The organism is Amycolatopsis sp. NPDC051106 (genome assembly GCF_040682775.1).
In the GTDB taxonomy this organism is placed as follows: domain Bacteria; phylum Actinomycetota; class Actinomycetes; order Mycobacteriales; family Pseudonocardiaceae; genus Amycolatopsis.
Genome location: NZ_JBFBBQ010000022.1, coordinates 38,884 through 54,635 on the forward strand (window position 1 = coordinate 38,884; position 15,752 = coordinate 54,635).

9 protein-coding genes and 1 tRNA gene are annotated in these 15,752 nt (G+C 64.2%); 7 read left to right on the forward strand and 3 right to left on the reverse strand.

The features are described from left to right. Positions 1 to 62: 62 nt before the first annotated feature. Genes dpdF through dpdD form a run of 7 tightly spaced genes read left to right on the forward strand, consistent with a single transcriptional unit; the run spans position 63 to position 14,314 of the window. Complete coding sequence (dpdF, locus tag AB0M83_RS18885; protein ID WP_364518624.1) at positions 63 to 2,531, forward strand: protein DpdF; 2,469 nt, start codon at positions 63 to 65, stop codon at positions 2,529 to 2,531. Then, positions 2,532 to 3,425 carry a protein DpdG gene (gene dpdG / locus AB0M83_RS18890; protein ID WP_364518626.1) on the forward strand — a complete coding sequence of 298 codons (894 nt, stop codon included), beginning with the start codon at positions 2,532 to 2,534 and terminating at the stop codon, positions 3,423 to 3,425. It abuts the gene before it with no gap. Next, on the forward strand, positions 3,422 to 6,535 hold the full coding sequence (locus AB0M83_RS18895) for an ATP-binding protein (protein WP_364518628.1): 3,114 nt from the start codon (positions 3,422 to 3,424) through the stop codon (positions 6,533 to 6,535). The genes dpdG and AB0M83_RS18895 overlap by 4 nt, the downstream gene beginning before the upstream one ends. Further along, a complete protein-coding gene (locus AB0M83_RS18900; RefSeq protein ID WP_364518630.1) occupies positions 6,501 to 7,226 on the forward strand; it encodes a hypothetical protein in 726 nt (241 codons plus the stop codon). The genes AB0M83_RS18895 and AB0M83_RS18900 overlap by 35 nt, the downstream gene beginning before the upstream one ends. After that, positions 7,219 to 11,640: a protein DpdJ gene (gene dpdJ, locus AB0M83_RS18905; protein WP_364518632.1), complete on the forward strand. Its 4,422-nt coding sequence runs from the start codon at positions 7,219 to 7,221 to the stop codon at positions 11,638 to 11,640. Before AB0M83_RS18900 ends, dpdJ begins: the two co-directional genes overlap by 8 nt. Continuing rightward, positions 11,637 to 12,167 carry a phospholipase D-like domain-containing protein DpdK gene (dpdK, locus tag AB0M83_RS18910; protein ID WP_364518634.1) on the forward strand — a complete coding sequence of 177 codons (531 nt, stop codon included), beginning with the start codon at positions 11,637 to 11,639 and terminating at the stop codon, positions 12,165 to 12,167. Before dpdJ ends, dpdK begins: the two co-directional genes overlap by 4 nt. After that, the gene (gene dpdD, locus AB0M83_RS18915) at positions 12,164 to 14,314 is read left to right on the forward strand and encodes a protein DpdD (protein ID WP_364518636.1); all 2,151 of its coding nucleotides are present in this window, start codon (positions 12,164 to 12,166) and stop codon (positions 14,312 to 14,314) included. Before dpdK ends, dpdD begins: the two co-directional genes overlap by 4 nt. A 61-nt stretch (positions 14,315 to 14,375) precedes the next feature. Here the strand turns inward: dpdD and AB0M83_RS18920 are convergent, their stop codons facing one another. The 3 genes from AB0M83_RS18920 to AB0M83_RS18930 all read right to left on the reverse strand — a co-directional run bounded on the left by AB0M83_RS18920 (position 14,376) and on the right by AB0M83_RS18930 (position 15,642). Beyond that, positions 14,376 to 15,137 carry an IS630 family transposase gene (locus AB0M83_RS18920; protein WP_364518638.1) on the reverse strand — a complete coding sequence of 254 codons (762 nt, stop codon included), beginning with the start codon at positions 15,135 to 15,137 and terminating at the stop codon, positions 14,376 to 14,378. A 64-nt stretch (positions 15,138 to 15,201) separates the two neighbouring features. Then, on the reverse strand, positions 15,202 to 15,465 hold the full coding sequence (locus tag AB0M83_RS18925; RefSeq protein WP_364518640.1) for a helix-turn-helix domain-containing protein: 264 nt from the start codon (positions 15,463 to 15,465) through the stop codon (positions 15,202 to 15,204). A 101-nt stretch (positions 15,466 to 15,566) separates the two neighbouring features. Beyond that, positions 15,567 to 15,642 (reverse strand) — tRNA-Arg (locus AB0M83_RS18930). Positions 15,643 to 15,752 lie beyond the last annotated feature (110 nt).

Genomic DNA, 15,752 nt, shown 5'->3' on the forward strand with positions numbered 1-15,752 from the left:
ACGCTAGTCGGCATGCCTCTGCCGAGAACGAGCGAATGAGGGCCTTACTGGCAGACCCTGGCGTGGCTCTTGCTGAGCCGTTCACGGACGACCTCTACGTGAGGTTGGCCGAAGTGGTCTCGACGCGGTCGGCCGGAGGGATGGACCTGGCGGTGCTATTCCGCCAGCTCCTACGGCGCTCGAGCCTGCGTGAGGAGCGCGTCGAGCGGGTTGTGGTGGCGGACTCGTTGTCGGAGAGGTTACGGCCGGTCGCCGGCGCAACTTGGTTGCGTGAGGAGCGGGGCAATGTCTGGCATGCCATGCCGTGGGCGCCGACATGGCTGGACGAACCCGGTGTGCCGGATGCCGCCGCGAACACGGGGGCGCTGGCTTCAACCCGCTTCACCCCGGCCGATATCGCCGCGGACCCGTTCTTTACGCGCTTGACCAGGTACGAGAGTTACCGGACGCCGGGACAACGAGCGGCGTGCCGAGCCGTGGTTTCGGTTCCGCCCGGCAGTTCGGTCATCGCCATGCTCCCGACCGGATCAGGGAAGACAGAGGTCGCTCTCTGTCTCGCGAAGCGCAAGGACCACGCCGTTTGTCTGGTCATCGTGCCTACAGTGGCTTTAGCTTCCGATTTCGAACGGCGTTTCCGCGATCACTACTCGAAACTGCACCCGAGGGCGAAAAAGGACGCCATGACGTTCGCTTGGACCAGCAAAACGCCTAGCAACGAACGGGAGCGGATTCGTACGGCCCTGCGTGAGGGCCGGCAGCCCATCCTGGTGACCTCGCCGGAATCGGTAGGCCGGGCGTTACGCGCTGTGCTGCTAGAGGCAGCCGAGAACGGTCGTCTGGGCAGCATCGTGGTGGACGAAGCGCACCTCGTCACCCAGTGGGGACGTGATTTTCGTCCGGAGTTCCGTACGCTCAGCCACCTCCGTGCGGAGTTGTTCGATGCGGTCCGCGCGAGCGGCGAGGAGTTGCCCGTCACTCTGCTCCTGAGCGCAACTCTGGGCGCGGATGAGCTCGAAGACCTGCACAAGCTGTTCGGGGAGCCTGGTCCTACGACGTTGATCGCCGCCAACGCGCTACGCCCCGAGCCCGACATCTGGATCGCGGACTCGGACGATCCCGACGAGCGGGCCGACCGGGTGTTCGAGACACTCGCTAACACACCGAGGCCGGCAGTCCTCTACGTGACCAAACCGGAGGTAGTACGTTCTTGGATTGATCGGTTGCGAGATCGCGGCTACCACCGTATTTCGGAGGTGACCGGCAAAACCAGCGTCGACAACCGCGCCGAGGTGCTTGCTGCGCTCCGCGGCGGGGAGGATGCAGCGCCTCGAACAGATCTCGTCGTGGCGACGTCTGCGTTTGGGCTGGGGATCGACTATCCCCACTTGCGGACAGTCGTGCACGCTTGCCTGCCGGAGACAGTGGACCGCTGGTACCAGGAGTTGGGACGCGCGGGGCGTGACGGGCAGGCATCGGGCGAGTTCCTGCTCACCGCACAGTCAGTGGATTTGCGGGAGGCTGAGAGCCTGACGACGAAAGTCCTCACGCCTGAGAACGCAAACGTGCGTTGGAACGACCTGTGGGCGCATGCGAAGGACCAGCACGACGTCCACTTGCTGGATCTCGAAGGCAATCGTGGCACGATCGGTGAGGGGTCATACAACCGCCGATGGAATGCCCAGTTGATTCAAGGGCTGGTCGAGTTGGATGTCCTCCGGCGCCACAGGGTCTACGTCGAGGACGTCCTCATGTCGACCGAAGAGGGCGAGCACGACTGGGTGGCCGTCGGACTGCTTCGGCCGATTGCGGGCGACGAATCATTCTGGACTGGAAAGTGGGCGACATGGCAGAAAGCGCAGTGGCAGCGGTCTCGTGACGCATTGACAGCCATGCAGAGTGTTGTCGTGGCGGAGTCGCCGGCGTGCGCCGCGATCGCTGAGTACTACCGAGCAGGCCCTACCGGCTATGATCTTTTCGGCGTGGCAGCCCAGTACGTCGAGCCGGAATCCAGGTGTGGCCGGTGTCCCGGTTGCCGGCGCCGCGGCGTTAGACCGCCCCGCGACCCTCCGCCGCGTCCTCCGCAGCGTTGGCCCGTTCCGGCGAGGACCGGTGCGAGTTTGTCCGACTTGGTCGAAGCGGTCGGAAGCGGTAGCGCTCCAGTGCTGTTGTGGACGGACCGGCACGCCGACGTGGCTCCGAAACTGGCCCGTGCTCTGGTCCGCCGGGGCGTCAACCACCTCGCGGGCAGGATCGGAGACACCTTGCCGGACGCGCCTTGGCTGTTCGTCGATCCGGATCCGGTCCACCCCGTGGATTTGACACCGTTTTCGTCGTTCGTGGTCTACCACCCGGATCAAAGGGTGCCGGCTGCCTGGCTCAACGCGAGGGCGCGCTTCGGCAACCGGGATCCGCATGTCAGCGTTGTCGACGTCCTGCTCGTCGGACCGAATGCTCGGATAGACGGTCGGCATGTGGTCCGCGACCTCAGGGCGGTCCACGCCGACACTGCACTTGAGATACTGGGAGGCTGAGTGCTGGATTTCCTCGACACGCATGCTCGCGCTAGCGCGCAGGCTCTACTGGTCGTGTGCCGTTGCCTCGCTTCGCAGGCCAAGGGCCAAGACAGTGACGACCTCCGGGAGGCCCTTCAGCCCGGATCCCTCGTCAAGCCGACCGACTTGAGGAGCGGCATGCTGGGGCCCGCGCTGGCTGTCGGCAAAGGCCTGGGTTTCATCGAATCGTCCGAGGGCAAACCACCGTTGTGGACGCTGTCCAAGGCCGTCGATAGGAGGACCCTCGAAGATTCATCTGACAGCACGCGAGCTTTCTACGGCAGTGTGTTGCATACTCTCGGAACGCGGGCCGTTGCCGCAGCCGAGAGTGGAGACAAGGTCTCTGACATCGCCTTAGGTTTCGTCTGGTTGGCTGCGCAGGATCCGCTCGAGCCCATATCAACCAACTGGGGCGAAAGAGCGGAAGACTCGATCATCAAAGCGGGACTGGACTCCGAGATCAACAACGGGACCCAGTGGATCCCGTTTTGCCGTTGGGCGACAAGCCTCGGTCTGGCCGTCGAGAGTTCGCTGAGTTCCAGGCGCTCTTTCCTGATCCCCGATTGCAGTGGCGCGATTCGGCGAATTTTGCCGCGCCTTCCCCGATCTCTGCCGGCTGAGCAGTGGCTCCGCCAGGTGTATTCGGCCCTGCCAGTGCTGGGTGATCCTCAACTGACCAAGTTGGTCCCGGGGTTGCCCACCAGACAGGCGTCGGTGGTCAGTGGCTCGCTTGCATTGGCATTGCACAAGCTCGCACGCGCGGGCCTCATCGAATTGATTCCGTCGGAAGACGCCGTGGACGCCGTGCTGGTCCGCTTGGGAAATCAGAGCAAGCGCGTCAGCAAAGTGCGGATCTTGGAGGAGGCGGCATGACCACGATGCAGGGCTTCCGGTGCTGGCACGCGGATGCGGTCGGAAAGACCGTCTACTCGGACATCGGTGCGTTGCCCGGTGACGCCGACGCCGTCTTCCTGGCGGCACACTCCCCGATGTCGCTGACGCACGTCCGGGGTGCCGAAGTGGTCGACGGCGACGGCAGCGAGCGTGACGTCCTCGAGGCGCTCATGGCCGCCACAGGCGATCCTGACCGGAACACGCTCATCGCCGTGACTGGCGTCCCGGGCGCAGGCAAGAGCCACGTGGTCCGGTGGGTGAACGCGCATCTCAAACTCGACGAAGAACGCTTCCACGTGCTTTACGTGCCCCGGGCGATCCAGACGATCAGGGACCTGCTCCGCCGCATCGTCCAGGGCCTACCTGGAGACAGCGGGCGGGAGATGCTGGAGCGGGTCGACGCCGCGGTGATCCGCGCCAGTCCGGCTGAGTTGCGCGACCGTCTCCTGGAGGAGATGCGGTACGCACTCACCTGGATTCTGGAGCCACAGCAGCCGAAGGCAGCGGAGACGGAGGACGAACAGGGAAGGCGTGAGGACCGCAACAATCTGCTCGGCGAGCCGGACGACCAGGGCAAACGGCGACATGGTCTAGCCGACCTGCTCGCGGTCTCGCCAGTGAACCAGGCATTGCTGCGCCCGGGCGGCGTGCTCGACAACATCGTGAAGTCGGTCCACGCAGAGACGTCCCGGCGTGACGGGGCAGGTAGCCGGTTCGAGGTCGGCGACCTGCCGCTGAAGGAACCCGGCGTCCGATCCGCTTTGCGGGGCGACGAAGAGCTTCTGGACCTCTGGACATTCGTGCTCCAGGATCCTGAGGCAGCCGTTGACCTGCTCAATGAAGCTGTGCAGCAGGCGCTGCTCAGGGCTCTCGGTCTGCGTGCGACGCAAGGGGAAACCTTGGACGTCGTCTTCCGGCAGGCCCGTGAATTCCTACATCACGAGGGCAAGGAACTCGTGCTGCTCTTCGAAGATCTGGCCCAATTCGGTCTGATCGACGGCGAGCTCTACGACCAGTTCTCAACTCAGCCGGGTTCTAGCACGGCGCCCCTGCGGGTGGTGTTCGCGGTGACCGACGGGCCTTTCGAGAGGATCGTGGGCACCGTGCGGTCGCGGCTGACCCACCACTTTAAGGTCGCTGACGACGCTCTGAAGGACCGTGAAGTATTCCTCTCTCGTTACCTCAACCTCGTGCGTCTCGGGCGCGACGAGGTCGAATCCGCTTGGCGCCGCGCCTCGGTCGAAGATGACCAGGACTGGGTGAGGAACGCCTGCGACTCGAACGAGTACGGAACGCCCTGCCCGATGCGGAGCAAATGCCATTCCGACTTCGGGGCGGTTGAGGTTCCGGGGCTGGGTGCAGTCGGCCTTTACCCGTACAATAAGACGGCGATGCGGCGAGCGCTGGACAGGCCTTTGCCGGAGTCCGCCACTCCTCGGAGCGACCTGGACGTCTGCGTTTCCGAGTCGTTGCGCGAAGCTCATCACCACATCGGTCGTGGCACCTATCCCCACGCTCTGGCCTTCGAGAAGTTCAACTCGGACATCACTCGCCCAAAGCAGGTCGTCCTTGCCGGAAGGACCGGTGATGAAGCCGAACGCCTCTACCGCGCACTAGTCCTGTGGGGTGACGAGGAAGATTTGGCGCCCGCGGTCCTGGAAGCCTTCAAGCTGGCCGACGTGCTGGGAGATGGCGCAGTGGGGAGTCCTGCGGTCCCCCCGGTGGCTTCGGCGGAGCATATCGGTGTGACAAGCGGTGGGGCCACTGAACGTCCGAAGCCCGGGCGCCTTCAGGTGCAAAGCCCGTTACCGGACCTGTTCAAGTGGGAGACTGGTGGGCGGCTTTCTGAGCCGGACGTGAAGTCTTACCGCAAAACGGTGTACGAATTGGTGAAGGGACGGCTCAACCTCGACCACGATCTCGTACACTCGGGCAGCATTGCTCAAGAATTGATCAGTAACATCTTCGCCGTCACGTCGTTCGACTTCGGCGATGAGGCGTACGGGCGAACTGCGGGTCGCAATGCTGTCCGGTTTCGCTTCGAACGGAATTCGAACGACGTGAAGGTGCTCGCGGCAGCCCGGTGGTTCGCAGAGCACGGCCACTGGCTTCCGGACGAGGGCCACTGGCCCTGGCCTTCCGGCTACGACCCAGTGGACCTCATGCTGACCCTCGAACAGCGTCTTGACGAATGGGCCGGTGAGGTCCGCGCCGAGGTGTTGACCAGGCGGAACACCAGGGATCTCGCGCGCGCCGCCGTTGCGGCGCGCGCGATCGCATTAGTATGCGCGGGCGTTGACCTGGACTCGGCGGCTGGCCTCCGCGCGTGCCTGTCTGTCGTGCCGACGTCTGGTGAGCCCACGACCTCGACGTGGTCCGCTGTCGAGAACGTTGCCCGGACACTGCTGGAAAAGACGGCGATTTCGAGCCTCATCGGCGATCTGGCTTCCGTGCGCCAAGGGACTGGAGGTCCGCAACTCATCGATGTGACCGTGCTTGACCAAGACCTCGAGGTCGCACTTGCGAGACCGACCCATTATCTCCAGCAGGTAGCAGATGGCTTCAGGGAGGTGGAACCGATCCTGGCCGCCGAGGCGGCCGCATTGCTCGCCGCCGTGATGCAGTGTGCTGATGACACCGTCGCGCAAGCACGTCAAGCCCTCGAAACGGTGGAGGAGATCCTCGGCGGCAGCAGAGTTCGCGTCGTGGCCAAAGAGGCCGAGGAATTCGGTAGCCGCGCTTTGAAGAGTCAGTTCTTCCGCCCACGTGATGGTTACAGCGAGTTCTCCGACGCGGTGCAAGTGCTCAAGCAGGCGCCCATCGACCTACCGCAGCGGTGGGAGGTCGACGCCGGTGTTCCGGCTGGTGACGAAGCGGTGCGCATCCAACGCTGGATGTGCACCGCAGTCCGGGTGGCGAATGCGCTTGAGGTGATCCGGCACACCGCTGCGCTGACCAGAGAGGAGTGCTCCCACAACACTCCGGAATCGGGAGACTTGGACCAGCGAGAGGCATTTGTGCACGAGAAGTTGATCGAGGTAGAGCAGCGTCTTCGTGTGCTCGCTGGCAACGGCGGCGCTCGTGGTTGACTCAGTGCCGACGTGGTTGTCCGAAGCGCGCCGGGCCGTCGATCGCGCGGGAAACGACAAGCAGATCCAAGATCGCCTCTCTCACCTGACGGCCGTCGATGATGAGTTGCATCGGTGTCTCGACCAACTGGCTGATCTCGTCGAGGCGGCCGAGGCTGGGCACGGGACCTGGTGGTCATCTCTCGACGTCCCGTCGAAGGTTTTCACGGACTTGAAGTCCGCGCGCAAGTCCATCGATCCACGTCAGTGGAGCCGTGCGCGCAATGCGCTCGAAGAAGTATTCAAGCAGGCCGATACTGAAATCCGTACGTCCTGGCAGGGGTACGTGACTGACCTCGCGGGCAACGCCGGGGATCTCCGGAAGTTGGTCCGCGTCCTCGGTGCGGCCCCCGCTCTTGCCGAGGAGGCCGCAAGGCTCGACGAAGCCCTGGCCCAGTTGAACGTCTCCCGCGGCAAACTTCCCGACAAGGAGTCGGTCGCCAAAGCTCGTGCCGCGGCCGACCTCCTTGACCGACTGGCTGACAAGCTGCCCCACGATGTGAGAGATTTTCTCACGGCGGCAGCAAGGGGGACAGGTGCTCCACTCGACTTGTTGACACCGGAAGTCCTCGCCTGGCTCACGGTCAACTCCGCAGTGGACGAGTTTCGCATCATCGTTGCCGGAAAGGGACGGGGGCAGGCACGTGGATGAGCTGGCCTTGATGGCGCTGACGGCGCTCGAACTTCGGGAAGTGGAGTTGCTGGCGTGGGGAGCCGTCGGCGCTGAGTGGACGGCCGACGAGGTGCTCGGAATCTTCGCCGAGTCGGGGGCAGGGCAAACCGAGTTCGATCGCCTGCTGGACGCTCTGTTGATCGTGCGCACTCCCGAGGGCGGCTATCGGTCACGGAGTGCTGAAACGGTGCGTCTGCTGGCCACTCTGCGCCAGTCCTACCGCAGTAGGCGGGTGAGCGAAGGCAAGCCGCTCATTCTCGACCATAGGTTCCTTCATCGTCCGCGACGCAGGCCGGCGCGAAACATTCCGGCTGAGGCCGTCCTCGATGAGGTGCGGGGCCGACTGGGCGCCGCTGGGTACGAAGCCGCGATGGCCATTGTGCCTCCCGATTTGTCCGGGTTTCAGCGACGCAGCACCGAAGCGGTGCTGACCGCTCTCAGCGCTGCTCGCGCGGCTGGTGTGATGATCTCGGCCGGCACGGGTAGCGGCAAGACGCTCGCCTTCTATCTGCCGTTGTTGGCGTGGCTCACCGATCAATTGGCCGCGCAGCAGGTCAAGGGGACCCTGGCCCTGGCTCTCTACCCCCGCAATGAGCTGCTGAAGGATCAGTTGCGGGCGCTGTTGGAGTACCTCGATCGGATGTCACGCGCAGGCTTGGGGACTCCGGCGATCAGCCTGGCCACCTGGTTCGGCCAGACGCCGTCCGACGCCCAGCAGGTGCGCAAGAGTTGGACCAGGAAAGACCGCGATTACGTGTGCCCGTTCCTGCGGTGCCTCGTGTGTGGCGATGATCTTGTTTGGCGCGGAGCGGATCTCGAAGCCAAGCCGGCTCGCGAGCGGCTGTTCTGTGCGAGGCCGGAGTGTGATGGCAGGATCGACGGAACCCGTCTGCGCCTGACCCGGAGCAGCGCGCTGAACAGTCCCGCTACCGTAATGCTGACGACTACGGAATCACTCAACCGCCAACTCTCGGCACCGGGCAACCTGGCCGCGTTCGGCGTCGGAGTGCCGTCCGTGAAGCCATCGGCGACCCTTGCGGCGGTTCTCCTGGACGAGGTGCATACATATGAAGGGGCGACGGGCGCGCAGAACGCGCTGCTCCTTCGGCGCCTAACGCATGCTATGCGCCGCAAGCCGGTGTGGGTCGGGTTGTCAGCGACTCTTCTGAACGCGGGTGAATTCTTCTCGCGTCTGGTTGGCATCTCTACCGCGGACGTGACCGTGGTGCAGCCGGACCCGACGGAACTGGTGGATTCGGGTGCGGAGTACCTCCTGGCTCTGCGGCATAACCCATACTCCCAAACCGGGTCATTGTCAGCGACTATCCAGACTGCAATGGCCCTGACTCGGTGTCTTGACAGCCTCGTCGACGACCCGATAGAGCCACCCCCGACGTCCGATGGAGTGGCTGGCAAGCGCGCCTTCGTCTTCACCGACAAGTTGGACAGCACGAACCGGTTGTACTGGGACCTGTCGGATGCCGAAGACGTCAACAGCGCCAATCGGTGGCGCGGGCGGAGGCCGCGAACCCTTGCCCATCTCCGGGCGTCAGAACAACGTGCGCTGAACCCCGATCACCGTGAGCCTGCCGTCGGGCGCGACGCCGATGGTCAGTGGTGGTGGTTGCCGGAGCAACTGGGCTACGGCCTGGAGGCGGACCGTTCGCTGCGTGTCGGTCGCACGAGCTCCCAGGACAGAGGTGTCGAGTCCGACGCTCAGGTCGTGGTGGCGACCGCCACCTTGGAAGTGGGGTTTGACGACGACCGCGTCGGCGCCGTCATCCAGCATAAGGCGCCTCATGACGCGGCACAGTTCCTCCAGCGCAAAGGCCGTGCTGGACGTAATCCGCTCACTCGTCCGTGGACTGTTGTGGTGCTGAGTGACTGGGGCCGCGATCGCCAGGTGTGGGACGCCTACGACGCACTCTTCGATCCGGAGCTCCCGCCGCGCAACTTACCGCTGGAAAATCTCTACGTGCTGCGGATCCAAGCGGTCTACTCGTTGCTCGATTGGTTGGCGGTGGAGTTGCGCTACACCAATCGACAATCCACGTGGGTCGACCTCGCCGGTCCCGCCGAGCAGTTGTTCCGCAACCCTCGAGCACAGGAAGAGGCGCGTGAGCGCCAGCGGAAGCTGATGGTCAAGCTGGAGCAACTGCTCCGGCCGGGGCCGGAGCGCAAGCGTCTGCGCAAGCACCTTCGCGATGCATTGGCCCTCGGTTCCGACGAGTTCGCCGAGTCGATCGTCGACACGCTGTTGTGGGAGTCGCCGAGGCCGTTGCTCCTAGCGGTTGTCCCCACCATACGGCGTAGGTTGGAGCAGCAGTGGAGTGGTGAGCAGCCGGCGGACGACGACATCCGTCTGCAGACGAGGACGCCTCTACGGGACTTCGTTCCCGGAAACCTCTTCGACGACTTGATGGTGCCCGACGTCGAGCTGCTGGTACCTGGCCGGGGTAATCGCCCACAGGTGGAGCAGTTGCCGGCCCTGCGCGCGTTACGCGAATTTTGCCCGGGCAACGTGAGTAGACATTTCGGTGTCTACGCTGAGAACAAGCGGCACTGGGTCCCACTTCCCGCCCAGATCCCCGGTGAGGCCGAGATCCAGGTCGAGGTGGACTCGACCTTCAAGGCCGATTTCGTCGACGCTGTCACCGTCGATCGGACTCGGGTGACCGTGTACCGGCCGACCGCGGTGACTTTGGAACCCGTACCCAGCGACGTTCGAGACTCCTCCTCGGTCGCCCCCGACTGGGAGTTCCACGTGACGCCGCTGGGGCATGGCATCGCCGTGAGCCTGGGACGGGGCACCGATCGGCTTCTCACGGGACTGAGCTTCCATCTGCACGTTCAAGGCGGCGGTGTCCGCACTATCAGGTTCGCCAGGACGGCCCGCGGAACGATGTGGGACCAGACCGGCCCCGCGCCGCGACCGGTCCGGCTCGTCTTCGGTACGGGAGTTCGGGACGACTGGGTCCCTGGCGCCGTCGGGGTGGACGTCCACTGCGACGCAGTCACAGGGATCGTCCGTGTGCCTGATGTCCCTGATGATCCAACGTCCGCGGAACGAACAAGCAGGCTCAGGTACCTCCTTACTGCCGAGGCGGACCTGCCCGAGCCCATGTCCGTGTTCGATCGTGACAGGCTCGTTCAGGTCGTGACCTTGGTGATCGCCGGTACGCCCGACGGCAAGCGTGCACCCGCGTCCGCGGACGAGTGGACGCAGCGGATGACGTCGGCCGCAGACATCCTCGGGCTGCTCAAAGCGGACGATCACGAGGGCTCTGACGCGAACTCATGGCGTGGTTGGTTTGTCGATGATCAGGTACTCAGTGCCGTCCGGGAGTCTGTCGAAGAGGTCTTCCGCGCCCAGCGCACCGCGCCGTGGCTGGCGTGGTGGCGGCGGGGATACACGCTTTCCGCAGCAACATTGGTGCTCAACGCGCTGGCAGCTCGGTGCCCCGGGGTGGATCCAGAAGAGTTGACAATCGACCTCGATCCCGGCAAGGACGACGTATTCTGGATGACGGAACGCTCACCCGGTGGCACCGGTCAAGCCGAGACGTTCCATCGGGTGCTTGTTCAAGCCCCGGACGCGTTCGGCCGTGCGTTGGAAGATTCTCTCCGTCCCACGACCGCCGACACCGCGGACGAGGAGTTGAGCACCTTGGTGCGGCTGAAATCGCCCGAGGTCGTCGATTCGCTAGCGCGTCTGCGCGCGGCTTGGCGGAAAGGGCACACAGCAGTCGCGGAAGCAGTGCGAGCGGTCGAGGAGGCGGCGCGCCGTCACGACATCAACCTCGGCGGACCGGCCCGGTCGGCTCTGAGCACTCGGATCGCCGGCCCCGGTGCTCACCCGAACTTGGTCGCTACTCTCGTCTCGTGGCTCGATCTTCGGGACCGTGTCACGCGTGATAAGGGGATTGTGGTGGATCCGCGAACTCTCGGTGCATTGGTCGGCGGGGATCAAGTCCTGGATGGGGTCCTGCACCTCGGTGGTGGTGACGTGCAGCCCGAACGACGTGCTCGGGCGGTGGCCAATGTGCTGTGGCCTTGGGGACGTGTGCCGCAGCCGCCGTCGGCCGCGTACAGCCGCGTTCCCGAGGTTTCGTTCGACCGGTTGCGTGAGCAGTTGCAACTCTCGCCCGAGTCCGTCGACATCGTCGGCTGGGACGATGAGAGCCGTAGTCAGGTGCACAAGGCTCTGCTTCAACACGGAGAATTGATACTCCGGATCGGCCACGCTCAGCACACCGTACTTCGCACTGTTCTTCTCGACCTGCAAACCTTTCCGGTGGAGGTGGGAACGCTGTTGACGCATCCTGTCGTCGTGGGCCTGAACCGTTCGACTCGCACTGTGGAACTCCGGCTGCTGCTGCGGGAGGCACTATGACGCGCGTCATCCGCAAGTCTAAGGCTCAAAGCGCCGGCGATGTGCTCGACTTGTTGAACGCCCTGTTCACGGCGGAACTGATTGCTCCCAGCAGGTGCTTATGGCTGGTATCGCCTTGGATTTCCGACGTGGAGATCATCGATAACTCGGCCGGTACGTATCCAGTGCTAGCGCACTACGGGAAAAGGGTTGTCCGACTAGCCGAAGTGCTGGGCACGCTCGCCATGGCTGGCACGAAAATCGTCATCGCCACCACGCCGGACTTGGCCAACAGTACCTTCATTCGGCGAATGCAACTCCTACGCAGGGACCTCCATATCGAGCAGGTGGTCGACATCCAGACGGACTACAGTGGAAGGCTGCACACGAAGGCCCTGACGGGTGATGACTACGCCTTGGCTGGCAGCATGAACATCACCTTCAACGGGATCTTCATCCGGGAGGAGCAGGTCGAACTTAAGACTGACACTGAATACGTCGCTCAAGCCAGAATGGATGCGTACGACCGGTTCGGCGGTGTGCTGTGAACATTACCGAGCTTCTTCAGCGGTGCATGGGAGACGCCGAGCAGTTCAAGGACTTCCGCGAGAGGGTCGAGTTGCTCGTCGAAGAGCAGGCTCGCAGCTGGGATGGAGGGCCTGGGGGATGGCTCGTTGCGCCGGTAAACCGCCTGCCCCGAGGTTTTTATCTGATCTCCAGGGATCCCGAGGGGCAGCGACGTGGGCGAGAGGTGCTCAGGGGATTCCTCGGACCCGCCGAAGCGGATTTCGAAACAACGCCGCTGGCGCCTGATGCGCAACAGGTGGATAAGTACTTGGTGGAAGCTGGATTCGGCTATCTGGCCAGCGTGACGCGGAATGGCTCGACTACGCGCGAGCGGTTGCTCGTAGCCTTAGAAGACATGCTGGCCACCGTCAGCGGGCGGGAGTTGAGGGCTAAACGCCCGCAACCGTCGCAGTACCTTGATTTGTTGCGCGACTTCCGGCTGGCTCTCGCCCAGGGTGACGGAAGGCAAGCAGATGACGCGCTGAACAACCTGCGTCTGACCGGCAGGTTGAGCGCCGAGAACCTCAGGTTTCTGAAGGTAGAACTCCTGGGTGCCCTCGGTCGGTGGGATGAACTGCGAGGGCAGGATTTCCTGATCGAGTTGCTCAGAGCTCGTCGGCCCAGGGCGATCAACGAGTACCTGATGGAGATGATCTGGCGCACCGAGATCGGTGAACTGGTCGCTCGTGACACCACTCCGGACGCCATCTACACCGAGCACAACCTCGGCTCGCGCTATGGAAACGTCTTGAGTGCGGTCGATGTGCCGAACACCGAGCCAGGGCGCGCCTTGAGCGTCGTCGTGGCCACCGCTTTGAACGATGAGGAGCGGCTGCAGCGGCTCCTCGCGGGTGCTGTCGATTCGTCGGAGCAGGAACTCCTCCGCGGAATAGCGCGCCACCGGCTGTCGGCCGCGACGCCGGAAAGCCTTGGCATAAGGGATTTGTTCGAACAGGGACAACGCGGCGCCGTCGTCAGAGCTTTCGTTCAGGCGCCGACTCCCGAGACCGCAGAGTTCGCCGTGGAGTCGATCCTCGAAGCCGAGGACGCGACGCGCGCTGGGCTTGTACTCGAGGCTGTCCAGCAGTTCGTCGATGCCGAACTGCTCGTTCCTGGGCGACGGTTACGCCGTGACATCGAAGAGCTTGCCGTGTTGGCCGGTTCTCGGTGCGCAGACTGGAGTGAGTGGGGCGTACGGATCGGCAATCGCGAGCCTTGGCCGGATGGAGCACGGGTCCTTCGAGCCCAGCACGGTGAATGGACCTCCATCGAGCAACTGTCCTCGAAACAGGTCGAAGCCCTGGCCTACAACCTGCTGGGCGCGTGGGAAGGAGCGAATCAGGAACAAATCCTAGCTGCACTAGATGTCTTGTGCGAGGAGGCAGCCACCGTGACTGCTGTGCCGCACGCTGCAGAGTTCTGCGACGCCGTGCAAGTTCTGCTCGCTGAGCAGAACAACCTCAGCGGTCCCGTCCGCGAAGCGTACCTTCGGCTGCTGGATCAGGTCTTGGCCGGCGCTCCGACAACGGAGCGGTACATACAAGCCGTGGCTCAGGCTATGAATCTGTGGACCCGGATCAGCGCTCCGACCACCGTCGACTGGGGGATCGGCCTCGCGGACCTGCTGCTCATCCACCCGTCGGCGGACCTAGGCGTACGGGTCGAAGCCATCAGTGCCATCGTGGGGAAGGCGCGGGACTTCGGTCAGCGCTCTTCTCTGCGTCAACGCACGGAAATCGAACTTCTGGCGGTGGAGATCGGCATCCCGCCTCGTCAACTCGCACCGGCTACGACGGGCGTCGATGTCGTGTGGAGCAGGCTCGACGGTCAGCTGGTAGGTGTCTACTCTCTTCTGCCGAGGGCCGCCGAGTCCCTGGAGCGTCGTTTGAAGGCTCTCTGCTCTCCCAAGTCGGTCGAGGGGAACGCGGACCGGGTGTCCACATCAGCGCTGAAGAACCTGGCCGACAAGGCCGACTTCATGATCGTGGACACGTGGCACGCTTCTCATGCCGCGACCGGCGCCATCGACGCGGTGCTGCCCAGAAACAAGCAGATCTGCCCGCAGGGGCGCGGCGTGTCCAGCTACCTTCAGGCGTTGGAGCAGGCGTTGTTGGCAAGGGATGCCTGAATGGCCGATTACCCCGGCTGCCTGTCAAGCCCTAAGCCGGCAGAAGGGCTCTAGTGCCGCATCAAGCAACGTTGGGTAGGTAATCCGGTCGGCGGATCTTGGAGTTGACGGCGAAGTGGCGTTTGGGGTGGCAATGGCGGTTGCGCCAGCGGAAGTAGCCAGCGATGGCGGCTTCCTGGGCGGCGTGGCTGGGATAGTCGCTGCCATCGAGGGTGAAGTAGCGGACCGCGGTGAACTCGCACTCGATCCAGTTCAACCACGACGCGTGGGTGGGCGCGTAGACCAGCTCGATGTCGTTGGCCGCGCACCACGCGGCGACCTCGGCCTTGGCGTGCGGTCCGTAGTTATCGCAGACGAGGTAGAGCTTCCCGGCGGGGAAGCGGCGGGGGCGTTGCTTGCAGAAGTCGAAGAACTGCGGCCAGCGCTTGCGGTCACGGAACCGACAGAACATCTGCCCGGACGCGAGGTCGAGCGCGGCGAACATGTGCCGGACCCCGCCGGTGCGGGTGTAGGTCGCGCGCAACCGGGCCGGGCAGCCGGCGGGAAACCAGCCCCGGCCGGGGCGTGGCTGCAAGTTCAGCGGCCCGAACTCATCGACGCAGATCACCCGCCCGTCGGCGGGCGGGTGATCATAGAGGTCAAGGATGCGGGTCTTCTTCGATATGAAGTCCGGGTCCTTGCTCGCTTTCCAGGTCTTCGTCGCCTGCCACGACACACCCTCCTTGCGCAGGATCTGCCGGACGGTCTCGGTGCTCACCACCAGCCGCGCATGCTCGGCCAGATGCTCGACCAGCTTGGCCAGGCTCCAGGTCGTCAGCGGCAATCCCAGCTCAGCCGGTTTTCAAGCGGCGATGCGGCAAATCTGCTCACGGGCGGCCAACCCGAACTTACGCGGTCGGCCGCCCCTCCATTTTTGGGGACAACGCCACGAACCCGGACTCGTTGAATGCGTGGGTCACCTCCCGCACATACCCCTCCGTCGCCGCGAACATCACCGCGATCTCCCGGGCGGACCTGCCTTGCACCGAGGCCAGCACGATCCCGGACCGCCGCAGCCGCACCCGGTCCTTCGCCGACCTAGTGATCTTGACCAGCCGCTGGGCCTCCTCCGGCTCCAACGACCGCGCGAACACCTCCGGCTGACGCGCCATGGCTCACCTCCACCGGCCAGCCTCGCGATCAACAGCCCGGATGTCCACGCGACACGATTACCACGTCAACGTTCCTTGTCGAGGCACTAGCCTCACGTACCTGGTGCCCCCGGCAGGATTCGAACCTGCGACACCCGCTTTAGGAGAGCGGTGCTCTATCCCCTGAGCTACGAGGGCTGACACTTCGTGGACAGCCTACCCGACAGTCGACACAGGGGCGTAGGGCCCGCAGGTGCCCGTTGAACGTGCCCCCGGGCTCGCTCAGCGCACCTTCCGACGCTACTTTC

Coding starts and splice junctions, on each gene's coding strand:
- AB0M83_RS18895 (WP_364518628.1), top strand. CDS start 3,422: ATGACCACGATGCAGGGCTTCCGGTGCTGGCACGCGGATGCGGTCGGA.
- dpdK (WP_364518634.1), top strand. CDS start 11,637: ATGACGCGCGTCATCCGCAAGTCTAAGGCTCAAAGCGCCGGCGATGTG.
- AB0M83_RS18925 (WP_364518640.1), bottom strand. CDS start 15,465: ATGGCGCGTCAGCCGGAGGTGTTCGCGCGGTCGTTGGAGCCGGAGGAG.